This is a genomic window from Shewanella sp. Isolate13, assembly GCF_022398325.1.
Classification (GTDB): Bacteria; Pseudomonadota; Gammaproteobacteria; order Enterobacterales; family Shewanellaceae; genus Shewanella.
Genome location: NZ_JAKEVD010000006.1, coordinates 111,709 through 134,211, shown reverse-complemented (window position 1 = coordinate 134,211; position 22,503 = coordinate 111,709). Strand labels below are relative to the sequence as shown.

19 protein-coding genes are annotated in these 22,503 nt (G+C 44.8%); 15 read left to right on the top strand and 4 right to left on the bottom strand.

The features are described from left to right. The first annotated feature begins 195 nt into the window (after nt 1–195). The 10 genes from sdhC (at nt 196) to L1D44_RS06155 (ending at nt 11,558) form a co-directional block, all read left to right on the top strand. Complete coding sequence (gene sdhC, locus L1D44_RS06200; RefSeq protein WP_220767676.1) at nt 196–591, top strand: succinate dehydrogenase cytochrome b556 subunit; 396 nt, start codon at nt 196–198, stop codon at nt 589–591. Continuing rightward, nucleotides 585–932, top strand: a complete 348-nt coding sequence (gene sdhD, locus L1D44_RS06195; protein WP_239889333.1) for a succinate dehydrogenase, hydrophobic membrane anchor protein — start codon at nt 585–587, stop codon at nt 930–932. The genes sdhC and sdhD overlap by 7 nt, the downstream gene beginning before the upstream one ends. Beyond that, a complete protein-coding gene (gene sdhA / locus L1D44_RS06190; RefSeq protein ID WP_220767624.1) occupies nt 933–2,699 on the top strand; it encodes a succinate dehydrogenase flavoprotein subunit in 1,767 nt (588 codons plus the stop codon). A 12-nt stretch (nt 2,700–2,711) separates the two neighbouring features. Further along, nucleotides 2,712–3,419: a succinate dehydrogenase iron-sulfur subunit gene (locus L1D44_RS06185; RefSeq protein WP_239889332.1), complete on the top strand. Its 708-nt coding sequence runs from the start codon at nt 2,712–2,714 to the stop codon at nt 3,417–3,419. 207 nt (nt 3,420–3,626) lie between these two features. Next, entirely contained in the window at nt 3,627–6,449 is a 2,823-nt protein-coding gene (gene sucA, locus L1D44_RS06180) for a 2-oxoglutarate dehydrogenase E1 component (RefSeq protein ID WP_239889331.1), read from the top strand. Between the two features lie 32 nt (nt 6,450–6,481). Then, entirely contained in the window at nt 6,482–7,678 is a 1,197-nt protein-coding gene (odhB, locus tag L1D44_RS06175) for a 2-oxoglutarate dehydrogenase complex dihydrolipoyllysine-residue succinyltransferase (protein ID WP_239889330.1), read from the top strand. Nucleotides 7,679–7,756: 78 nt separating this feature from the next. Beyond that, nucleotides 7,757–8,923, top strand: a complete 1,167-nt coding sequence (gene sucC, locus L1D44_RS06170) for an ADP-forming succinate--CoA ligase subunit beta (RefSeq protein ID WP_202723403.1) — start codon at nt 7,757–7,759, stop codon at nt 8,921–8,923. Next, complete coding sequence (gene sucD / locus L1D44_RS06165) at nt 8,923–9,795, top strand: succinate--CoA ligase subunit alpha (RefSeq protein WP_028766997.1); 873 nt, start codon at nt 8,923–8,925, stop codon at nt 9,793–9,795. Before sucC ends, sucD begins: the two co-directional genes overlap by 1 nt. 242 nt (nt 9,796–10,037) lie before the next feature. Then, nucleotides 10,038–10,346, top strand: a complete 309-nt coding sequence (locus L1D44_RS06160; protein WP_220767628.1) for a hypothetical protein — start codon at nt 10,038–10,040, stop codon at nt 10,344–10,346. Nucleotides 10,347–10,631: 285 nt separating this feature from the next. Further along, nucleotides 10,632–11,558 (top strand): AEC family transporter, encoded by a 927-nt coding sequence (locus L1D44_RS06155; RefSeq protein WP_239889329.1) that lies wholly within the window; start codon nt 10,632–10,634, stop codon nt 11,556–11,558. A gap of 3 nt (nt 11,559–11,561) precedes the next feature. Here the strand turns inward: L1D44_RS06155 and L1D44_RS06150 are convergent, their stop codons facing one another. Beyond that, on the bottom strand, nt 11,562–13,217 hold the full coding sequence (locus tag L1D44_RS06150; RefSeq protein ID WP_239889328.1) for an FMN-binding glutamate synthase family protein: 1,656 nt from the start codon (nt 13,215–13,217) through the stop codon (nt 11,562–11,564). A gap of 153 nt (nt 13,218–13,370) precedes the next feature. On the opposite strand from L1D44_RS06150, the gene L1D44_RS06145 reads away from it, so the two are divergent. Beyond that, entirely contained in the window at nt 13,371–13,871 is a 501-nt protein-coding gene (locus tag L1D44_RS06145; protein WP_239889327.1) for a GNAT family N-acetyltransferase, read from the top strand. A 55-nt stretch (nt 13,872–13,926) separates the two neighbouring features. Here L1D44_RS06145 and fur read toward each other — a convergent pair whose 3' ends face one another. Continuing rightward, on the bottom strand, nt 13,927–14,358 hold the full coding sequence (gene fur, locus L1D44_RS06140) for a ferric iron uptake transcriptional regulator (RefSeq protein ID WP_239889326.1): 432 nt from the start codon (nt 14,356–14,358) through the stop codon (nt 13,927–13,929). 268 nt (nt 14,359–14,626) lie between these two features. Between fur and cobB the strand changes: the two genes are divergently transcribed. Then, nucleotides 14,627–15,352 (top strand): Sir2 family NAD+-dependent deacetylase, encoded by a 726-nt coding sequence (gene cobB, locus L1D44_RS06135; protein WP_239889325.1) that lies wholly within the window; start codon nt 14,627–14,629, stop codon nt 15,350–15,352. Between the two features lie 61 nt (nt 15,353–15,413). Continuing rightward, a complete protein-coding gene (locus L1D44_RS06130) occupies nt 15,414–15,833 on the top strand; it encodes an AAA family ATPase (RefSeq protein WP_239889359.1) in 420 nt (139 codons plus the stop codon). Nucleotides 15,834–15,957: 124 nt separating this feature from the next. Here the strand turns inward: L1D44_RS06130 and fusA are convergent, their stop codons facing one another. Together fusA and bioA are read right to left on the bottom strand one after the other, a co-directional pair. Beyond that, nucleotides 15,958–18,042: an elongation factor G gene (fusA, locus tag L1D44_RS06125; protein WP_239889324.1), complete on the bottom strand. Its 2,085-nt coding sequence runs from the start codon at nt 18,040–18,042 to the stop codon at nt 15,958–15,960. Nucleotides 18,043–18,444: 402 nt separating this feature from the next. Next, nucleotides 18,445–19,785: an adenosylmethionine--8-amino-7-oxononanoate transaminase gene (bioA, locus tag L1D44_RS06120; RefSeq protein ID WP_239889323.1), complete on the bottom strand. Its 1,341-nt coding sequence runs from the start codon at nt 19,783–19,785 to the stop codon at nt 18,445–18,447. A gap of 251 nt (nt 19,786–20,036) precedes the next feature. Between bioA and bioB the strand changes: the two genes are divergently transcribed. Then, nucleotides 20,037–21,089 (top strand): biotin synthase BioB, encoded by a 1,053-nt coding sequence (gene bioB / locus L1D44_RS06115; protein WP_239889322.1) that lies wholly within the window; start codon nt 20,037–20,039, stop codon nt 21,087–21,089. Between the two features lie 170 nt (nt 21,090–21,259). After that, on the top strand, nt 21,260–22,453 hold the full coding sequence (bioF, locus tag L1D44_RS06110) for an 8-amino-7-oxononanoate synthase (RefSeq protein ID WP_239889321.1): 1,194 nt from the start codon (nt 21,260–21,262) through the stop codon (nt 22,451–22,453). Nucleotides 22,454–22,503: the final 50 nt, after the last annotated feature.

The following is a 22,503-nucleotide window of genomic DNA, read 5'->3' as shown; positions in this document are numbered from 1 at the left end:
CCCACGTATACTTGCCGCAGCTCAGAAGAGCTGCATACATTGCCAGTTAGTTATCACTTTTTTACATACTTAATTAGTGCTAGCTAAATTGTTAAATGTTTGTTTCAAGTTTTCTTTTGTGAAAGTTTCAAACCGTGATCTAAATCACTGATTGGAATTTAAGCGAAAGCGGTTCATATAACAAAAATTAGCTCAATTGAGCAGAGTGAGCAGAACGTGAAAAAGCAAAGACCTGTCCATTTAGATCTGCAGACCATACGCTTCCCTGCAACAGCGATCGCGTCCATTCTTCATCGTGTATCGGGTGTCATCATGCTGTTTGCCGTCGGTATCCTTATCTGGTTGCTTAATGAATCATTAGCTTCTCCAGAAAGTTTTGCTGGCGTCCAATCTCTCTTTGATAACTTTATCGTTAAGTTCATCGTCTGGGGAATTCTCACCGCGCTGGGTTATCACTTGATAGTGGGTATTCGCCACTTAGTGATGGATGCTGGCTACTGGGAAGAACTCTCTTCTGGTGTAACTTCGGCTAAAGTCGCTATTGCATTGGCAGTAGTGTTTTCAATCATTGCGGGGATTTGGGTATGGTAACTAACGCAGCAAGTCTTGGTCGCAGCGGTGTCCATGACTTTATTCTTATACGTGCAAGTGCAGTAGTCCTAGCCTGTTACACCATTTTTTTGGTTGGGTTTATCGCATGTAGCTCTCCACTAACTTATGACGCATGGCATGGTTTGTTTAGCACATTGCCAATGAAAGTTTTCACACTACTCGCACTCGTAGCGGTATTAGTTCACGCCTGGATCGGTATCTGGCAGGTGCTAACGGATTACGTTAAGTGTGTTTCTCTACGTGGTGTACTTCAGTTTGTTTTTGTCATCGCCGCCTTCTGTTATTTGGCCGCTGGCATTTTGATTGTGTGGGGTGTTTAAGTGGGTATTCCAGTTCGCGAATTTGACGCGGTTGTAATCGGTGCTGGTGGCGCCGGTATGCGTGCCGCTTTACAGATCTCTAAAGAAGGTAAGAGCTGTGCGCTTTTATCTAAAGTATTCCCAACTCGTTCTCATACTGTATCTGCACAGGGTGGTATTACCGTTGCACTAGGTAACGCCCATGAAGATCACTGGGAACAGCATATGTACGATACCGTGAAAGGTTCCGATTTTATCGGTGACCAAGAAGCGATTGAGTTTATGTGTAAAACTGGCCCAGAAGCGGTGATTGAGCTTGAGCATATGGGTTTACCGTTCTCACGTTTCGACAATGGTAAAATTTACCAACGTCCATTTGGTGGCCAGTCTAAAAACTTTGGTGGTGAACAGGCTGCACGAACTGCAGCGGCAGCAGACCGTACAGGTCATGCATTACTTCACTGCCTTTATCAGCAAAACGTTAAGCATAAAACTGAAGTCTTTTCAGAGTGGTATGCACTCGACTTAGTTAAAAATGAAGACGGTGTGATTGTTGGTTGTACTGCAATTGAAATTGAAACTGGCGAAATCGTTTATTTCAAAGCGAAAGCAACCATCTTAGCAACGGGTGGTGCAGGGCGTATTTATGCATCAACCACTAACGCGCATATTAACACTGGTGACGGCGTTGGTATGGCGATGCGTGCTGGCGTTCAGATGCAAGACATGGAAATGTGGCAGTTCCACCCAACGGGTATTGCTGGCGCGGGTGTTTTGGTCACCGAAGGTTGTCGTGGTGAAGGTGGATACCTGCTGAACAAAGACGGCGAGCGCTTCATGGAGCGTTACGCGCCAAATGCGAAGGACTTGGCATCACGTGACGTGGTAGCACGCTCTATGATGACTGAAATTCGTGAAGGTCGTGGTCTCGATGGCCCTCTTGGACCGCACTGTTTGCTTAAGCTTGACCATTTAGGTAAAGAAACCCTAGAAGCTCGTCTGCCTGGTGTTTGTGAATTGTCGCGCACGTTCGCTCATATCGATCCTGCCGATGGTCCTATTCCTGTTCTTCCTACGTGTCACTACATGATGGGCGGCCTACCAGCAAAAGTGAGCGGCCAGGTTGTTCGCCAGAATAGTGATGGCAGCGAAGAAGATGTAATCGGCTTATTTGCAGTTGGTGAAATTGCGTGCGTTTCGGTACACGGAGCTAACCGATTGGGTGGTAACTCATTGTTAGATCTTGTAGTATTTGGTCGAGCAGCTGGTCAGCACTTAGGTAAGGCGTTAGATGAAACGCCAACACCAAAAGAGGCGAGCCAAGCCGAGATTGATGCTTCTCTGACGCGTTTAAACCGTTGGGAAAGCAACAAGGATGGCGAAGACCCAGCAGTTATCCGTAAGGACCTACAGCTTTGTATGCAACTTAACTTCTCTGTATTTAGAAGTGGTGATGCGATGGCTGAGGGCCTTAAAGAGCTTAAAGCGATTCGCGAACGTCTAGCCAATGCCAAGCTTTCAGATAACTCAACTGAATTTAATACTCAACGTATTGAGTGCTTAGAGTTAGATAACTTGATGGCGACTGCGATTGCGACAGCGACAGCGGCTAACTTCCGTACCGAAAGTCGCGGTGCTCACTCTCGTGAAGATTTCTTAGACCGAGATGATGAGAACTGGTTATGTCATAGCATCTATGACCCAGTGACAGAGCAGATGACGAAGCGAGATGTCAACATGGAGCCTAAGCTTCGTGACGCATTCCCGCCTATCAAGCGTACTTACTAAGGAGAAGCCACGATGAAATTGGAATTTGCAGTTTATCGCTACAATCCTGATGTAGATACGAAGCCGTATATGAAGGATTACAGCTTAGAAGTTCAAGAAGGTACTGACATGATGGTACTGGATGCACTTTTAAAGCTTAAAGAGTTAGATCCAACACTGGCTTTTAGACGCTCTTGCCGTGAAGGCGTGTGTGGTAGTGATGGTATTAACATGAACGGTAAAAACGGGCTTGCGTGTATTACCCCCGTTTCGACCTTCCAAGGTAAAAAGATTGAAATCCGTCCACTACCTGGCATGCCAGTAGTACGTGATTTGATTGTCGACCTCACTCAGTTTTATACCCAGTATGAAAAGATTAAGCCTTTCTTGATTAATGATGAAAAAACGCCTGCGCGTGAACATCTACAATCACCTGAAGATCGTGAGCACTTAGATGGACTTTATGAGTGCATCATGTGTGCATGTTGTTCTACGGCTTGTCCTTCGTTCTGGTGGAACCCAGATAAATTCATTGGTCCTAGTGGTTTGCTACATGCTTATCGTTTCCTAATCGATAGCCGTGATACCGCAACCGAGGAGCGTTTATCTGGATTAGATGATGCTTATAGCGTCTTCCGCTGCCACGGCATCATGAACTGTGTGGACGTTTGTCCTAAAGGGCTTAATCCAACAAAAGCAATTGGACATATTAAGTCTATGCTTCTGAAGAGAGCCGTTTAAATGCAGTACCAAGAGCCGATATTGATATAGCTCTATAGGAGTCACTTTCCCTGTGGAGAGTGGCTCTTTTTTGTGTCATGGAAGACGAATATAACGATAATCTGGAACTCTAGGGGCTACAGAGATTACAGATAATTTGGGTTAGCTCAAACGATCTGTATTTATGACTTTGGCTAAGCACGTGTATACAGTTTGAAAGGAATAGAAATGCACCAAGGCATCATGAAAGCCTGGCTCGAATCATCTCATCTCAATGGTGCGAATTCGACCTATGTAGAAGAGATGTATGAAGCCTATCAAGAAGATCCGCAGTCGGTAACTGAAGACTGGCGTGTCGTGTTTGATAACCTCCCTCTAGTTAATGGCACATCGGCTGATGTACCAGAAGCTGCCCACTCTAAAGTACGTGACTATTTTCGTAGTCTTGCATTAGAAGGACGTCAGAAAGGTTCGCCTAAGGTGACCGATCCTGAGGTCGATGCAAAACAAGTAAAAGTCCTACAGTTAATTAACGCTCACCGTTTCCGCGGTCATCAGAATGCTAACTTAGATCCGCTTGAAATTTGGAAGCGTGAAAAGGTTTCTGAATTGGATCCCGCTTTTCATGGCTTAGATAGCGATGATATGCAGCGTCAGTTTAATACGGGTTCATTTGCTCATGGTGGCGAAACCATGAAGCTGGTGGACTTAGTAAAAGCATTGAAAGCAACCTATTGTGGTTCTATCGGTGCTGAGTACATGCACATTACCGACACCGATGAGAAACGCTGGATCCAGCAACGTCTTGAACCTTCTCTCGGTGCTGCAAACTACTCAAAAGAAGATAAGACTCGAATTCTTGAAGGACTTAATGCTGCTGAAGGTATGGAAAAATACCTAGGCGCTAAGTTCCCAGGTGCTAAGCGTTTCTCATTAGAAGGCGGTGATGCACTTGTTCCTATGATGCGTGAAATCATCTATCGCGCTGGCGATGCGGGTACCAAAGAAGTGGTTATCGGTATGGCGCACCGCGGTCGTTTAAACGTACTGGTAAACATCCTAGGTAAAAAACCTTCTGAACTGTTCGACGAATTTGCTGGTAAACACAGCGATGCACTCAATGGTTCTGGTGACGTGAAATATCACCAAGGTTTCTCATCAGACTTTGAAACGCCAGGCGGAAATGTTCACTTAGCACTAGCGTTTAACCCCTCTCATCTTGAGATTGTTAACCCTGTGGTTATGGGGTCGGTCCGTGCTCGTCTAGACCGTCGAGGCTGCGATACGGGTCGCCAAGTGATGCCGATTACCATTCATGGTGACTCGGCAATTACGGGACAAGGTATTGTTCAAGAAACATTTAACATGTCTCAAACTCGTGCGTTTAGAGTGGGTGGCAGCATACGAATCGTCGTTAACAACCAAGTAGGTTTCACCACTAACTTAACCGAAGACGTGCGTTCGACCGAGTACTGTACCGATATAGCTAAGATGGTGCAGGCGCCTATTTTCCACGTCAATGCAGATGACCCAGAAGCCGTTGCTTTTGTCTCTCAACTTGCCGTTGATTATCGCAACGAATTTAAGCGTGATGTGGTGATTGATCTGGTTTGTTATCGCCGTCATGGTCATAACGAAGCCGATGAGCCTAGTGCGACTCAGCCTCTGATGTACGCCAAAATCAAGAAACACCCAACACCAAGAAAGATCTATGCCGATAGACTGATTGCTGAAACGACTTTAGCGAGCGATGAAGTGACGGCTATGGTGAACGACTACCGTGATGCGCTAGATGGCGGAGACTGTGTAGTTAAAGAATGGCGTCCAATGACATTGCATTCAGTCGATTGGAGCCCATATATCGGTGCAGATTGGAACGATGCATATCAAGCACAGCTGCCGATTGATCGAATCAAGCAGCTAGCAGAGAAGATCAGCTATGTACCAGAAAGCCATAAGCTACAGTCTCGCGTTGCTAAGATCTACAAAGACCGTCTTGCGATGGCTGCTGGTGAGAAGTTGCTTGATTGGGGCTTTGCAGAGACATTAGCTTATGCATCGATTCTTGAAGACAAGAAGCGCATACGCATAACGGGTCAAGACTCTGGTCGCGGTACTTTCTTCCACCGTCATGCGGTGCTGCATAACCAAAATGATGCAACCGCTTATATGCCACTTCGCAACATTGCCGATGAGCAGGGCCCAATCGATATTACTGACTCGGTGCTTTCTGAAGCCTCAGTATTAGCGTTCGAATATGGCTATGCGACAGCAGAGCCTGGCGGATTAACGCTTTGGGAAGCACAATTTGGTGATTTTGCTAACTGTGCCCAAGTGGTTATTGACCAATTCCTATCATCGGGTGAGCAGAAGTGGGGCCGTCTATGTGGTCTGACTATGTTATTGCCTCATGGTTATGAAGGTCAGGGGCCTGAGCACTCGAGTGCCCGTTTAGAACGTTTCCTACAGCTTTGTGCTAACCACAATATGCAAGTGTGTGTGCCATCTACGCCAGCGCAGGTTTACCACATGCTGCGTCGTCAGGTCGTACGCCCAATGCGTCGTCCTTTAGTGGTTATGTCACCAAAGTCATTACTGCGTCATCCACTAGCCGTTTCTAGTATGGAAGAGCTTGCTGAAGGCTCATTCCAGAACATTATTGGCGAAATTGATGAATTAAATGCAAGTAAAGTGGATAGAGTCGTATTTTGTAGCGGAAAGGTTTACTTTGAGCTGCTAGAGCGTCGTCGTAAAGAAGGCTTAGAGAATGTCGCGCTAATCCGTGTTGAACAGTTGTATCCGTTCCCACATGAGGAAGCGCAAGCAGCCCTTGCCGATTATGCCCATGTTAAAGATTTCGTTTGGTGTCAAGAAGAGCCGCAAAACCAAGGTGCTTGGTATTGTAGTCAACACCATTTCTGGAGCGTCATTCCAGCAGGAGCTCAGTTGAGCTATGCGGGCCGTGAAGCGTCAGCTGCGCCAGCATGTGGTTACCCTACATTGCATGCTCAGCAACAAGAATCATTAATCAACAGTGCGTTAAAGCTGTAGTAATAGAACATTTATAAAAAGGATCGTAATCCATGAGTATCGAAATTAAGGTACCCGTACTGCCAGAATCAGTTGCAGATGCAACCATTGCTACTTGGCATGTTCAAGCTGGCGAGCAAGTTTCTCGTGATCAAATCCTTGTTGATATTGAAACTGATAAAGTTGTACTTGAAGTTGTAGCGCCTGAAGATGGTCAAATTTCTGAGTTTTTAGCCGAGGAAGGTGACACCGTTCTTGGTGAAGCTGTTATCGCAAACTTTGTTGCTGGCGCGGTTGCGGGTCAAGAAGTGACTAAAGCTGAAGCTGAAGCGGTTACACCAACAAGCGAGTCATCTGATGAGTCAAATGACGCACTGAGCCCATCTGTTCGCCGTCTTATCGCTGAGCATAATGTTGACCCAAGTGCCGTTAAAGGTACTGGAGTGGGTGGTCGCATCACTAAAGAAGACGTTGAAGCATTCGTTAAGAACAAGCCTGCAGCCGCGGCTGCGAGTGCTCCTGCGCCAGCTGCTGTTGCACCACTTGCTGAACGTAGCGAGAAGCGTGTACCTATGACACGTTTGCGTAAGACGATCGCTAATCGCTTGCTTGAAGCGAAAAACTCAACGGCAATGCTGACTACGTTTAACGAAGTTAACATGAAGCCAATCATGGATATTCGTAAGCAATATCAAGAGATTTTCGAGAAGCGCCATGGTATTCGCCTTGGTTTCATGTCTTTCTACGTGAAGGCTGTAACCGAAGCACTTAAGCGCTTCCCAGAAGTAAACGCATCAATCGATGGTGATGATATTGTTTATCACAACTATTTTGATGTAAGCATCGCAGTATCGACTCCTCGTGGCCTTGTGACACCAGTTTTGCGTGACACAGACAAGATGAGCCTTGCCGATATCGAGCGTAACGTTCGTGAACTCGCGATTAAAGGTCGTGACGGTAAGTTAACTGTTGATGATATGACTGGCGGTAACTTCACCGTGACTAACGGTGGTGTGTTTGGCTCATTGATGTCAACGCCAATCTTGAATTTGCCACAAAGCGCAATCTTAGGCATGCATGCCATTAAAGATCGCCCTATGGCAGTAAATGGTCAGGTTGAAATCCTGCCTATGATGTACCTCGCACTTTCTTACGATCACCGTATTGTAGATGGACGTGAATCAGTTGGTTACTTGGTTGCTATTAAAGACTTCCTTGAAGATCCAACTCGTCTGCTTCTTGACCTTTAAGTCAAGACAGACAATACCCTCGCTGCGGGCCCGTTTGGGCCTGCTGAAATACATAAGAAGTATAATGGATAGATCATCATGAATTTGCATGAATATCAGGCAAAAGCCTTATTTGCCGAATATGGTTTACCAGTGTCAGAAGGTTTTGCATGTGATACTGCCCAAGAAGCAGTAGAAGCAGCTGGCCATATTGGCGGTGATATGTGGGTTGTTAAGTGTCAAGTGCACGCTGGCGGCCGCGGGAAAGCAGGTGGCGTTAAAGTCACTGGCGATAAAGAAGAGATCAGAGCATTTGCTGAGCATTGGTTAGGTAAGAACTTAGTGACTTATCAAACTGATGAGAAAGGTCAGCCTGTTGCTAAAATCCTAGTTGAAAGCTGTACTGATATCGCAAACGAGCTTTATTTAGGTGCGGTTGTTGACCGCGCAACTCGTCGCGTTGTGTTTATGGCATCGACTGAAGGTGGTGTTGAGATTGAAACTGTGGCTGAAGAAACGCCAGAGTTGATCCACAAGGCTATCATCGACCCGCTAACGGGTCCTCAGCCATATCAGGCCCGTGATCTTGGCTTCAAGTTAGGTCTTAACCCAACTCAGATGAAGCAGTTCACTAAAGTCTTTATGGGCTTGGCGAAAATGTTCGAAGATCATGATTTCGCACTACTTGAAATCAACCCACTTGTTATCACAGACGAAGGCAACATTCACTGTCTTGATGGCAAGATTGGTATCGATGGCAACGCATTGTTCCGTCAACCTAAGATCCGTGACATGCACGATCCATCACAAGATGATGCCCGTGAAGCTCACGCGGCTAAGTTCGAGCTGAACTATGTTGCACTAGATGGTAATGTTGGCTGCATGGTTAACGGTGCTGGTCTAGCAATGGGTACGATGGATATCGTTAACCTACATGGCGGCAAGCCAGCTAACTTCCTAGACGTAGGCGGTGGAGCAACTAAAGAGCGCGTAGCTGAAGCATTTAAGATCATTCTTTCTGACGATAACGTCAAAGCGGTTCTTGTGAACATCTTTGGTGGTATCGTACGTTGTGACATGATTGCTGAAGGTATCATTGGCGCAGTTAAAGAAGTGGGTGTTGAAGTGCCTGTTGTTGTACGTCTTGAAGGTACTAACGCTGACCTAGGTCGCGATGTATTGGCAAGCTCAGGTCTTGACATTATTGCTGCAGAGTCACTAACAGACGCTGCAGTTAAAGTTGTAGCTGCTGCGGAGGGCAAATAATGTCTGTACTAATTAACAAAGATACCAAAGTTATCTGTCAGGGTTTTACTGGCGGTCAAGGTACATTCCACTCTGAACAAGCTATCGCTTACGGTACTCAGATGGTTGGTGGTGTATCTCCAGGAAAGGGCGGTCAAACTCATCTAGGTCTTCCAGTTTTTAACACTGTTAAAGACGCGGTAGAAGTAACAGGTGCAACCGCTTCTGTTATCTACGTACCAGCACCTTTCTGTAAAGATGCAATCCTTGAAGCAATCGACGGTGGCATCGAGCTAATCGTTTGTATTACTGAAGGGATCCCAACGTTAGATATGCTTCAAGTTAAAGTTAAGCTTGAAGAAACTGGCGTTCGTATGATTGGTCCAAACTGCCCAGGTGTGATTACTCCTGGTGAATGTAAGATTGGTATCATGCCTGGTCATATCCATAAGCCAGGTAAAGTCGGTATTGTTTCTCGCTCTGGTACATTAACCTACGAAGCGGTTAAGCAAACTACTGATGAAGGTTTCGGCCAATCAACTTGTGTTGGTATTGGTGGTGACCCAATTCCTGGTACTAACTTTATCGACGTATTGGAAATGTTCCAAAACGATCCGCTAACAGAAGCTATCGTTATGATTGGTGAAATTGGTGGTACAGCTGAAGAAGAAGCCGCTGAATACATTAAAGCTAACGTGACTAAGCCTGTTGTTTCATACATTGCTGGTGTAACTGCACCTGAAGGCAAGCGTATGGGTCATGCTGGCGCAATTATCGCTGGTGGTAAGGGTACGGCAGAAGACAAGTTTGCAGCGTTAGAAGCTGCAGGTGTTACGACTGTGCGTTCGCTTGCGGATATCGGTAGTGCACTACGCACTAAGACTGGTTGGTAAACACCAATTAGTTATAAAAAAGGCGCCTAAGGCGCCTTTTTTATTGCGTAAATTGGCTCAAGCGATTGGAAACAGAGTCTAAATTCTGGTTTTTGTCAGATTGTTTTTAGAGTTTAATTTTACTTATACCGCATTTTCTAGAACGTTTGGCGATAAAAACGGGATATTTGGTCAAAAAAATGGCGGACTTAAGCCAATCTGTTATACCTAATTTATCTATAGGGAACTTGTAGGTAACTTTTATGTCTATGGTGAGCGCAAAAGAGTTTTCCGATTGGTTAAGGCTGAGATTCGGCGGCCTTAAAGAGGGGGTTTCACTTACGCGTAGTGATATCAATCAGTTAACTGGCCGACAAAATTTTTCTGCTGACTTTGTTAATGATATTCACTTTGAGCTAATGCGCCACGGTTTAGCGTTTGTCACTGATACCTCTAGGGAGGAGTTCTACTTAGTGCCGATCAACAAGCAGTCATGGCGTGAACAGTTAGAGCAGCAATTTGAAAAAGAAATTTTCTGCAATATTATCCCACTCAATATTTCCAGTAAGTAAGGGCTACTTTCTCATATGCTTGCGGTTTGCTTAGACGAACTCAGGTCTATTTAGCTGTTAGTCTATCTCTTCACACCTCAATATCTTAATGGCTGATTTATCCGTTTCGGCTCTTAAGATAAAAGGGGTTATGGCAGCAGTTTTGCAACTGCCAATATTAACAATTCATTTGCATATTCTGTTATGATGCCGGCACTTATATATCACTCTGAAATCAAATTAAAAAAGCATGACTAGGCCGTAATGGGGCTAGGTTAAATATCAGAGTTCAAGGATCTTGTGTTCATGTCGACGTTTTCGATTATCTTCCCTTTACTGTTTATGGCTAGCCTAGGCTACTTGTTGACTGAAAAAGGGCCTTTTACTAAGGCGCATATTGCCGGAATTAGCTTGTTCACCTTCTATATTTGCATCCCCGCATTTTTATTTATCAATATGTACCAGGCTGATCTAAGTCGAAGCTTTGAGCTAGCAACTTTAGGTGCATTTTATCTGCCGGTAGCTGCAGTATATGGGCTGAGCGCTGCGCTGTACTATGCTTTGACCCCTAAAGGGAGTGAGCGGCGATGTGAAAGCGCAGTGTTCGCTCTAGGTTGCAGTTACTCCAACACCATTTTAGTTGGCTTGCCTATCATCGCGGGCGCTCTCGGGGAGCAGATGATGGGAAAGGTGTTTGCCATTATTACTTTTCATAGTGCGCTATTGTTTTCGCTAACTTTCATGCTTAGTGCTAAACAAGGTAAAGGAGTCACAGGCCCATGGCAATTTAGTAAAGGGATAATACTAAACCCAATTGTGCTCAGTATTTCTGCGGGGCTGATTTTAAACTTGTTGCACATACCCTTGGAGGGAAACTTAATCAATGGTTTGCGATTGCTTAGTGAGCCCGCTTTGGCCTGTGCGCTATTTGTACTAGGCGCAAATCTCGTGTTTTATAAAGTGGCGAGGGACTGGCATCGAGCATTTCTAGCTTCAATCATAAAGCTGTTATTACTGCCGTTATTTGTTTATGGGGTCGCTAAGTTTGGCTTTAATCTGCAACAAGAATCGATAGCCTTATTAGTGTTATTGAGTGCTTCACCTTTAGGTGTAAACGCGTATTTGGTGGCAATGCAGGTAAAAGCGCAGCAATCGGTTATTGCTAGTACCGTAGTCATGTCTACGGTACTGTCGGTGTTCACTATGAGTTTGTGGCTGACGTTATTACTTTGATGGTTATGCTTGTTTGCTAGATGTACGAGTTAACTCAGCTGGGCTAAGAATATAGAGATCTTCCGAGTAGAAGTCTTCAGTCTGTGCCATGCGCCACCATTCGTTCCAAGGTCCTGCAACTTTATTATCATTAATCAGGTCGTTAGCCTGTAGAGGTTCGATTAAACTGCCGACCGACATTAATAAACCATAAGGCGTTCGGCGCTTTAACATATGCGGTTGTAGTTTTTCAGGGCTGTCCAGCCCCATACTTCCCACTAATTCAAAAAAGCTGTGGAGGGTATTTTTATGATAATACTTCACTCGTTCACTCTTGGCATTGACGTCTATTGCTTTACTTCTGGCGGGATCTTGAGTGGCTATGCCTGTGGGGCACATATTGGTATTACAGTGTCTAGATTGAATACAGCCTAGAGACATCATCATAGTTCTTGCGGCATTGACCGTATCGGCCCCCATGGCTACTTTTGCCAATAGATCGAAACTAGAGGCTGTTTTGCCAGATGCGATGATTTTAATCTTATCCCTTAGGCCTGCACCGGTTAAGGCGTTATGAACGAAATAAACCGCTTCGAGGCACATCATGCCTAAGCGGTTGCTAAACTCCACTGGAGCAGCGCCAGTTCCACCTTCGGCGCCGTCTACTGTAATAAAGTCGGGGGTGATCCCTGTTTCTATCATGGCTTTACATAAGCCTAAAAATTCGACGGGATTGCCGATGCAAAGTTTAAAGCCAATGGGTTTTCCTTCACTCAATTCTCTTAGTGTCGTAACGAAGTTGAGTAGTTTTTTCGGTGTTGTACACTCTGGGTTCATTGCTGGGGAGACACAATCTCTATCCTTAGGAATATGACGAATAGCAGCTATCTCATCGGTTATTTTAGCTTTCGGTAGTACGCCGCCATGACCGGGTTTTGCTCCTTGAGATAACTTTATTTCAATCATTTTTACCTGGGGTTTAGTCGCCATCGCTTTAAAGGCATCGGGGTTAAAGTTCCCCTCTACATCGCGGCAGCCAAATAGACCAGAGCCGATTTGCCACACAAGGTCACCACGATGCTTTAAATGATAGGGGCTCACGCCGCCTTCTCCGGTGTTATGGTAGCAACCTGCTTTTAGGGCTCCTAGATTGAGCGACTCAATCGCATTAGCACTCAGTGCTCCAAAGCTCATCGCCGAGATATTAAAATAGGATGCCTGATAGGGCTTTAAGCAGTTCGGTCCACCTATTTGCACTCGCTTGGCAGTTTCATGGATCTCTTTAGGATGAAGTGACTGCCAAAGGCTTAAATAGTTATCTTCTAACAAGTCTCTTTGGGTGCCAAAGGCGATGGTGTCTCTTATATTTTTAGCTCGCTGATAGACTAATGAGCGCTGTTCGCGGTTGAAGGGGGTCTCTTCTGTGTCGTTAGCGATAAAGTATTGCTGGATTTCAACACGGTAAGATTCTAAAAAGTAGCGAAGATAGGCCACTACGGGGTAGAGGCGATTAAGTGTGTGAGGGCTATGGAAGATATCGAAATACCCAATAGCGGTGTAGCAAAGGGTTAGTATCAGTACTAAGCTTGGGAGCATCCCGGTTTTATTAAACACAAAACTGATGGCGAGCAGGTTACCTAAGGTCGCTACAATCCAATAGACCTTCTGCATAATAGTCATAAAGCATTCCTTTGTTGCAGACTTCAGTGCGGTATCACTTTATTGAACGCTATTGAGGGGAGTTAAGCAAACATGTTTTAATAGTTTCTAAACTAAACAGAATATGGGTATATTAGTTGTTTAGTAAGGAAGCGGATTTAGAAGGAGTTTATTGTGATTATTGCTGAGACTGACAGGCTTATCTTACGTCATTTTGACGAGAAAGATACCCAGGCACTCTTTTTGCTAAACAGCCTACCTGAGGTTCTGACTTATATTCCTGGTGCTCCCATGACCTCTTTATCGCAGGCCAGTGATATATTGGAAAATGTTATCTTAGCTAATTATCGTGAGCTCGGTTATGGTCGATGGGCGGTAGAGCATAAGGCCGATGGAAAAGTGATCGGCTTTTGTGGACCAAAACTTATCACCGAATTTAATGAAGTTGAGCTTGGTTACCGCTACTTGCCTCAGTATTGGGGAAAAGGGATCGGTTTTGAGGCCGGGACTGCGGCTTTGGCGCGGTTTAAAGATTATGATATTCATGAAGCAATCGCACTGATTTTATTGGGCAACAAAGGCTCTGAAGGTGTAGCGCGTAAGCTTGGAATGGTTGAGCGCAATAGAGATAAGTTTATGGGTCACAAGGTGAATGTGTTTCATAAAGTCTTATAGCTTTTAATCGCCATAAAAAAACCAGCTAACGCTGGTTTTTTTGGTTTATATTGTTTTAGCTATCAGCATGATCGCACTTGTCGTTCGTGCAAATACCATAGAGGTATAAACTATGGTTGGTCAGCTTGATGTTGTGCTTCATCGCAATCTCATCTTGACGGCGCTCAATCACTTCATCTGAGAACTCGATAACTTTACCGCATGATAGGCACACTAAGTGATCATGGTGCTGTTGGGTTGAAAGCTCAAAAACCGCTTTACCGCTTTCGAAGTGGTGACGAGTCACAATACCTGCATCGTCGAATTGGTTTAGTACTCGGTAGACAGTTGCAAGGCCAATCTCTTCCCCAATGTCGAGTAATTTCTTATAGAGGTCCTCAGCACTGATGTGTTGATTCTCGGGCTCTTGCATCAATTCTAAAATTTTGACTCGTGGTAAGGTCACTTTCAAACCCGCTTTTTTTAGCGCTTGATTTCCATCTGTCATTATTGATCTCTTGATTGCAGAACGATTAGCTATAAGTTAATCCGTTCATTTGTGGGTATTAAAGCCATTATATGTGTACAAGTTGAAAACTTAAACCTTTGATCTTGCAATAAAGCGCCTTTAACAAATAAAAGCCATTAACTAGATATAAAACAAGCAATTTAACCATGGCTTTTGTATTGTTATTGTCCATTTATACTAATGCCTAATGTCATCTATGCCTAAAAATAGGCAGAATAATTATAAAGCCAAACAAAAAGGACCCTAGATGTACCAGCAGATTGTAATATTGACCGGAGCAGGGATCTCAGCAGAATCAGGTTTACGTACCTTTAGAGATCAAGATGGACTATGGGAGCAACATAATATTGAAGAGGTCGCGACACCCGAAGGCTATGCCAAGAATCCGTTGTTGGTCGAGCGTTTTTATAATGAGCGTTGGCAACAGTTTCATAATGGATCGATAGAGCCCAATGCCAGCCACATAGCTTTAGCGAAACTCGAACAGGAGTTTGAAGGTGATCTGCTCGTGGTGACACAAAATATCGATGATCTGCATGAGAGGGGCGGCTCTAAACGGCTTTTGCATATGCATGGTGAATTATCGAAAGGGCGCTGCCCTCGCTCTAAGCAGACCTTTGTACTGAGAGAGCCGTTTGGGCCCGAGCATACATGCACGTGTTGTATTCCTGCACAAAGGTTAAGGCCCCATGTTGTGTGGTTTGGCGAGATGCCAATTGGCCTAGACAGAATTCAACATGCTCTTGATACTTGCGATTTATTTATTGCCATAGGTACATCGGGTACGGTTTATCCCGCAGCAGGTTTTGTCGATACTGCTAACCACCATGGCGCACAGACTGTAGAAGTCAATATTATGCCAGTGGAGCGCCACAGTCAGTTTCAATATCACCTAGAGGGAAAGGCGAGCGAACTCGTGCCTAGGTTAGTCGATAATATTCTTAGTGGTAAGGTGATAAGTGATCTACTTTAGGAGAACTCTTTAAGTGAATAATTTAGTGAATGGTACCGGTTTTAAGGGGCTTGCGATCATAATGCGCGGTCTACCCGGAAGTGGAAAAAGCTACTGGGTAGAGGAATTTATAAATAGTTTACCTAAGAAAAATACGCTTCAGTATAAAGTCTGCTCAACCGATGAGTTCTTCTACCAAGATGGTGAGTATTGTTTTGATGCGAAAGAGTTATCTAAATATCACCAGTTAAACCTAACGCGATTTATTCATGCAATAGCAAATAAAATCCCCTTAGTTATTTGTGACAATACCAATATGGCTCAGTGGGAGTTTGAGGATTATTGTGCCGCCGCTAAGTCGCAAGGATATCGTGTGCAGATCCAGCAAATTGGCGAGCCAAAAGATAAGGAGCATCAACTTCTTTGCGCGGATAGAAATAAGCATCGCGTGCCACTCAAGAGTATCGTCAGAATGGCTAATGTTTTTGAACCCCATGGATAACGCCACGTTTTAGCAAGGCTTAGTATTTTTAGATTATGCCTTGTCTAGAATGAGGCAATAAAAAAAGCCTATAGATTTGCATCTATAGGCTTTTCATTAAAGATTTAACGGTTAGGAGTAATAATTACTTCTTAGCGTTTCTTTCTTTAACTTCAGCGATAACTTTCTCAGAAACACTGTTTGGACACTGGCTGTAGTGTGCGAATTCCATAGAGAATTGGCCACGACCAGAAGTCATAGTACGTAGTGAACCGATGTAACCGAACATTTCTGAAAGCGGTACGTCAGCCTTAATACGAACACCAGTAACACCAGCGTTTTGGTCTTTGATCATACCACGACGACGGTTAAGGTCACCAATAACGTCACCAACGTTGTCTTCTGGGCTGAATACGTCAACTTTCATGATAGGCTCAAGAAGTTGTGCGCCAGCTTTTGGCATAGATTGACGGAATGCGCCTTTAGCTGCGATTTCGAACGCGATAGCTGATGAGTCAACTGCGTGGAAAGCACCGTCAGTTAGTTCTAGCTCAACGTCTAGCACTGGGAAGCCTGCAACAGTACCAGTCTTCATCATGCTTTCGAAGCCTTTCTCAACTGCTGGCCAGAATTCCTTAGGAACGTTACCACCAACAACAGAAGACTTGAACGTGAAGCCTGAGTTTGCTTCGCCAGGACGGATAACGTAGTCGATCTTACCGAACTGACCAGAACCACCAGATTGCTTCTTGTGTGTGTAGCTATCAGCGATTTCGCGTGTGATAGTTTCACGGTATGCAACTTGTGGCTCACCAACGATTAGCTCAACGCCATAAGTACGCTTAAGGATGTCTACCTTAATGTCTAGGTGAAGTTCACCCATACCTTTAAGGATAGTTTCGCCTGAGTCTTCGTCAGTTTCTACGCGGAATGATGGATCTTCTGCGATCATCTTACCGATAGCGATACCCATCTTCTCTGAACCACCTTTATCTTTTGGTGCTACAGCGATAGAGATTACTGGCTCTGGGAATACCATTGCTTCAAGAGTACAAGGGTGCTTAACATCACATAGAGTGTGACCAGTTTGTACGTTCTTCATACCAACGATCGCGATGATGTCACCAGCTTGTGCGTAGTCTAGTTCGTTACGCTCGTCCGCTTGCATTTCACACATACGGCCGATACGCTCAGTCTTACCAGTTGCACTGTTAAGAATCGTGTCGCCTTTACGTAGCTGACCTGAGTAGATACGTACGAATGTTAGTGCACCAAAACGGTCATCCATGATCTTGAATGCTAGTGCTTTTAGTGGCTCGTCGATAGAAACTAGAGCGTGCTCACCTGTTTCGTTACCTTCTTCGTCAGTTAGAGGCTGTGGATCAACTTCAACTGGGTTTGGTAGGTAATCAACAACTGCGTCAAGAAGAAGCTGCATACCTTTGTTCTTGAATGCAGAACCACAGTATGTTGGGAAGAAAGTCATGTCACGAGTACCGGCACGGATACAACGCTTAATGTCTTCCATAGATGGCTCTTCGCCTTCCATGTAAGCTTCCATTAGGTCGTCGTCCATTTCAACGGCAGACTCGATTAGCATTTCACGGTATTCTTCAACTTGGTCAACCATGTCAGCTGGAACGTCTGTTACTGTGTAGTTTTCAGCTTCGCCAGTATCATCCCATACGTATGCTTTACGAGTTAGTAGGTCAACAACACCACTGAACTCATCTTCGATACCGATTGGAAGTACCATTACTAGTGGGTTAGCAGCTAGAACGTCTTTAGTTTGCTTAACAACGCGTAAGAAGTCAGCACCCATACGGTCTAACTTGTTTACGAAGATGATACGAGCAACTTCAGATTCGTTCGCATAACGCCAGTTAGTTTCTGATTGTGGCTCAACACCACCAGAACCACAGAATACACCGATACCGCCATCAAGAACTTTAAGAGAACGATATACTTCTACTGTAAAGTCAACGTGACCAGGGGTGTCGATAACGTTGAAACGGTGATCTTTCCAGAAACAACTAACAGCAGCAGACTGAATGGTAATACCACGCTCAGCTTCCTGTTCCATGAAGTCAGTTGTTGATTCGCCGTCATGCACTTCACCTAGCTTATGGATCTTACCGGTAAGCTTTAGGATACGCTCAGTTGTAGTAGTCTTACCCGCGTCAACGTGAGCAAAGATACCAATGTTTCTGTACTTTGATAAATCAGTCATTTTTCTACTCTATTGGAGTTACGTTCTAAAATTCCGCGCAAGTATAGCAATACTTTTCAATTTATTTTATCGATTTTTATCATTCAGGGCTAAATTAAACGAAATATCATAAAAAAATCACATTTTATAGCCAAATCTAAGGTCGCTAATTAGGCGCTAGGGCGAGGTGTTTCCTGGGGTGTCGCTAATTTGGTCTAAATTTACCCTTATGGTTGTCACTATCGATTTATTTTTACAGTTCTGTTGTGACAAAAAGCGGGCGAGCGCCGAGTTCAAGTATCGCTTTGTAGGTTTAAGGGGGGAAGGACTCAATCTGATAAAGCGTGAGAGTCATTGTCCGACCGATTCGAATCAAGTTCGTATCGGCCGGTATTATACTTATTTAACCTGTCCTGAACGCCACTAACCGTGACTGATGAAGGCACTTTCATCGCGAGGTAAGGATACCTGCTTCGCAACTGTTTTCATCGCATGGGTCAACTGGCTCAGCTGTGATGAGGTTATGCAGTAGGGCGGCATAATATAGATGAGATTAGAGAAGGGCCTTATCCAAACACCTAAGTCGACAAACTGTTGCTGTAGTTCTGCGGTGTTGAGAGTGGTATTCATCTCTATCACCCCGACACCACCTAATACACGTACATCATTTACATGTGCGTAGTCTGCCGCTTCGGCTAACTCATGCTTGAGCTGAGCCTCAATCGCTAAGATCTGTTCCTGCCAGTTACTTTCTTGAAGTAATTGCAAACTTGCTATCGCCGCAGAGCAGGCAAGCGGATTACCCATAAAGGTAGGCCCATGCATAAACACCCCTGCAGGTGAGTCACTCACACCTTGAGCAACCTCATCGCTACACATAGTCGCCGCTAGTGAAATGTAGCCGCCAGTTAATGCCTTACCTAAACATAATATATCCGCCTCAATGTCACTGTGTTCATAGGCAAACAATTTACCGGTTCTGCCAAAACCAGTGGCAATTTCATCAAGGATAAGCAGTACATCATATTTGTCGCACAGCTTTCTCAGTGCTCTAAGGTAATCAGGATGATAAAAACGCATGCCACCCGCGCCTTGCATTATTGGTTCCACTAGTAATGCAGCTATCTGCTGATGATTATCTTCAAACAGGTTGGCGATGTCGTTAAGCTCTTCAGGGTTAAACTCGCCACCGAAGCGAGATTGCGGGGCCGGGGCAAACAGTTGTTTAGTGACTAACTCGCCAAACATGGTGTGCATGCCGCCTTCGGGATCGCATACACTCATGGCGGCAAAGGTATCGCCATGGTAGCCGTTCTTAACGGTTAGGATCTTCTGTTTATTTAGTTTAGATCTGCCTTGCCAGTACTGGAGTGCCATCTTCATAGCAACTTCAACTGCAATGGAGCCGGAGTCGGCGAGAAACACTTTTGTTAAGTTAGCGCTGGTCATATTAACGAGTAACCTAGCTAGCTCTACAGCTGGTCTGTGTGTGATGCCTCCAAACATCACATGGCTAAGCGTCGCAGCTTGTTGCTGCATGGCTGAAACTATTTTTGGGTGACTATAACCATGGACACAGGCCCACCACGAACTCGTACCATCGATCAGTTTTCTACCGTTCTCTAGCTGCAGTTCAACACCTTCTGCAGCGACAACACCAAAGGCGGGTAAAGCATTAGCCATAGAGGTATATGGGTGCCACAAGTGTTCCTTGTCAAATTGAAGATCGATACTCGTTGTAGTAAATTGGATATCTTTGCTCATAATTTAACCGTTAGTAAACCTTTTGATTGGTGCGACATTGACAGGTTACGGCTTGCGGGTATCCTAAGCAAGATAAAAATTTACTAAAAAAATGAATTAAATTCCGTTAATCCTATGTTTTTAATGTCAATTTGTCAGTGAAGGTAATAGGGCTGCTAGCGTGTAAAAGTGCCATATTGCTGATATGAATTGTCATCGCGTCATAATAACGCTGTATTTAACGCTGAATGTGAGAGTAAAAAGGGAACAGCATGTCTGAAGTACAACTAAGAAATAACTGGAAGCGTGAAGAGATTGAAGCCTTATTCGCCTTACCTATGAATGATCTTCTTTTTCAGGCGCAGAGTATTCATCGCCAAGAGTTTGATCCAAATGAAGTTCAGATCAGTCGTTTGTTGTCGATAAAAACTGGTGCTTGCCCAGAAGATTGTAAATATTGTCCTCAAAGTGCTCGCTATGACACAGGACTTGAAAAAGAGCGCCTACTCGCAATGGAAACCGTCTTGACCGAAGCACGTAGTGCAAAAGCCGCTGGCGCTTCACGTTTTTGCATGGGCGCTGCGTGGCGTAATCCTAAAGAGCGTGATATGCCGTACCTCAAGACGATGGTTGAAGAGGTTAAAGCACTGGGTATGGAGACCTGCATGACGCTGGGTATGCTGTCTGCCGAACAAGCTAACGAGTTGGCTGCGGCGGGACTCGATTATTACAATCATAATTTAGACACCTCGCCTGAATATTATGGTGATGTGATCACTACACGTACCTATCAAAACCGCCTCGATACCCTGTCAAATGTACGCGCTTCAGGCATGAAAGTGTGTTCGGGCGGTATTGTGGGTATGGGGGAAAAGGCTACAGATCGCGCTGGGCTTATTCAGCAACTGGCTAACTTGGATAAACATCCCGACTCAGTACCGATCAATATGTTGGTCAAGGTCGAAGGGACGCCATTTGAAAAGCTAGACGATCTCGATCCATTAGAGTTTGTACGTACAATTGCGGTCGCGCGAATTACCATGCCTAAATCACGGGTTCGTCTATCGGCAGGCCGTGAAAATATGAGTGAGGAGCTACAGGCGATGTGTTTCTTTGCTGGAGCGAACTCTATTTTCTACGGTTGTAAGCTGCTTACGACACCAAACCCTGAAGAGAATGATGACATGAGTCTGTTTAAAAAACTTGGTCTACATCCAGAGCAAGGCATCGCAACGACTAAAGAGCAAGATGAAGCCATACTTGCCAAGGCCGCGGCGCAGCAAGATAAAAAGTCGGCAGCATTTTATGACGCTGGGGCACTGTAATTAGGTCTGCGCTTGTCTGTCACAAGGGGCGTATTTTTATGAGTGCCGTTTCATGCTTTATGTTGATAGTGGCTGCTTAGTACTAAATACATGGAGTTAATACAAACCCACTTAATCTTTTATTTAAGTGGGTTTGTTGGTTATTTACGTTTTTAAATTGAGCTAGCTTAATGTCAGAAAGTTCCATTAGTTCGCCTGTAGAAGAGTCATTGAACACTCGGGTGATCACAAAAAATCAATTATTAGATGAGCAGGGGCTGCTTAGGAGACGAGTCAACCTTGTTTTGGACTCGAACCAATCTAACTACTTCGAAGTTGATGCTCTGCCATATGTTAATTTCAGTAGCAATGACTATTTAGGCCTGTCAACATCTCCGGTCCTTATAGAGGCGCTCTATCAAGGGGCGAAAGACTATGGCGTAGGCAGTACAGCGTCACCTTTAGTGGTTGGTTACAGCCAAGCACACCTGCAACTAGAGCAGGCTCTGTGTGATGCGACAGGTCATGAGGCGGCACTGCTGTTTTGCTCCGGCTTTAGTGCTAATACCGCATTGATGAAAACTCTGTTTAATGAAACGGACTTAGTATTGGCGGATAAGTTGATCCACGCCTCTATCATAGATGGTATTCAAGACAGTGGTGCCAAGCTTAAGCGCTTTAGTCATAATGACTTAGAAAGTGCTAAGAGCCATTTAGAACGCTTCAAGCCTAGCGCTTTAATTACCGAAAGTGTGTTTAGTATGGACGGTGATTTAGCACCATTAGCCGAGTTGTCAGCACTTTGTAAACAACATCAGTGCTGGCTCATCGTCGATGATGCTCATGGTTTTGGTGTACTAGGTGAAAATGGACTCGGTGCGTCACGCCTATCTGATGGGAGCAAAATTGATGCGCAGTTGGTTACTTTTGGTAAAGCTATGGGGGGGCAGGGAGCGGCAGTTTTAGGCAGCCAAGAACTGATCGATTTCTTAGTCGCCAACGCTCGCCAATATATCTATTCTACAGCCTTGTCTCCTGCGAGCGCGGCAGCAGCTTATACGGCGATAAAAGTGATAAAAGAACAGCCAGAGTTGCGGGAAAAACTGAGTAACAATATCAGCTGTTTTAGGGAAGCCTGTGCAGAAAATGATATTAAGCTGACCGACTCACAGACTGCGATACAGCCTATTATACTTGGCGATTCGGCTAAGACGATGGCCGTTGCCAAACGATTGAAAGAGCATGGCTTTTGGTTGGGCGCCATTAGGCCGCCAACCGTACCTAAGGATGCCGCGAGGCTAAGGCTGACACTGAATGCTAACCACTGTCAGAAAGATATCCTAGCGTTAGTGGATGTGCTAGCAAGCATATTGAGTGACGATTAATGAGCGTAGGGATTCATTCTTAACTCATTTTTTTAATTGAAATTATCAAA

Excerpts from the sequence above, each read along its gene's own strand:
- sdhD (WP_239889333.1), top strand. The coding sequence starts at position 585 with ATGGTAACTAACGCAGCAAGTCTTGGTCGCAGCGGTGTCCATGACTTT.
- L1D44_RS06185 (WP_239889332.1), top strand. The coding sequence starts at position 2,712 with ATGAAATTGGAATTTGCAGTTTATCGCTACAATCCTGATGTAGATACG.
- sucA (WP_239889331.1), top strand. The coding sequence starts at position 3,627 with ATGCACCAAGGCATCATGAAAGCCTGGCTCGAATCATCTCATCTCAAT.
- odhB (WP_239889330.1), top strand. The coding sequence starts at position 6,482 with ATGAGTATCGAAATTAAGGTACCCGTACTGCCAGAATCAGTTGCAGAT.
- sucC (WP_202723403.1), top strand. The coding sequence starts at position 7,757 with ATGAATTTGCATGAATATCAGGCAAAAGCCTTATTTGCCGAATATGGT.
- sucD (WP_028766997.1), top strand. The coding sequence starts at position 8,923 with ATGTCTGTACTAATTAACAAAGATACCAAAGTTATCTGTCAGGGTTTT.
- L1D44_RS06160 (WP_220767628.1), top strand. The coding sequence starts at position 10,038 with ATGTCTATGGTGAGCGCAAAAGAGTTTTCCGATTGGTTAAGGCTGAGA.
- L1D44_RS06155 (WP_239889329.1), top strand. The coding sequence starts at position 10,632 with ATGTCGACGTTTTCGATTATCTTCCCTTTACTGTTTATGGCTAGCCTA.
- L1D44_RS06150 (WP_239889328.1), bottom strand. The coding sequence starts at position 13,217 with ATGACTATTATGCAGAAGGTCTATTGGATTGTAGCGACCTTAGGTAAC.
- fur (WP_239889326.1), bottom strand. The coding sequence starts at position 14,358 with ATGACAGATGGAAATCAAGCGCTAAAAAAAGCGGGTTTGAAAGTGACC.
- cobB (WP_239889325.1), top strand. The coding sequence starts at position 14,627 with ATGTACCAGCAGATTGTAATATTGACCGGAGCAGGGATCTCAGCAGAA.
- L1D44_RS06130 (WP_239889359.1), top strand. The coding sequence starts at position 15,414 with ATGCGCGGTCTACCCGGAAGTGGAAAAAGCTACTGGGTAGAGGAATTT.
- fusA (WP_239889324.1), bottom strand. The coding sequence starts at position 18,042 with ATGACTGATTTATCAAAGTACAGAAACATTGGTATCTTTGCTCACGTT.
- bioA (WP_239889323.1), bottom strand. The coding sequence starts at position 19,785 with ATGAGCAAAGATATCCAATTTACTACAACGAGTATCGATCTTCAATTT.
- bioB (WP_239889322.1), top strand. The coding sequence starts at position 20,037 with ATGTCTGAAGTACAACTAAGAAATAACTGGAAGCGTGAAGAGATTGAA.
- bioF (WP_239889321.1), top strand. The coding sequence starts at position 21,260 with ATGTCAGAAAGTTCCATTAGTTCGCCTGTAGAAGAGTCATTGAACACT.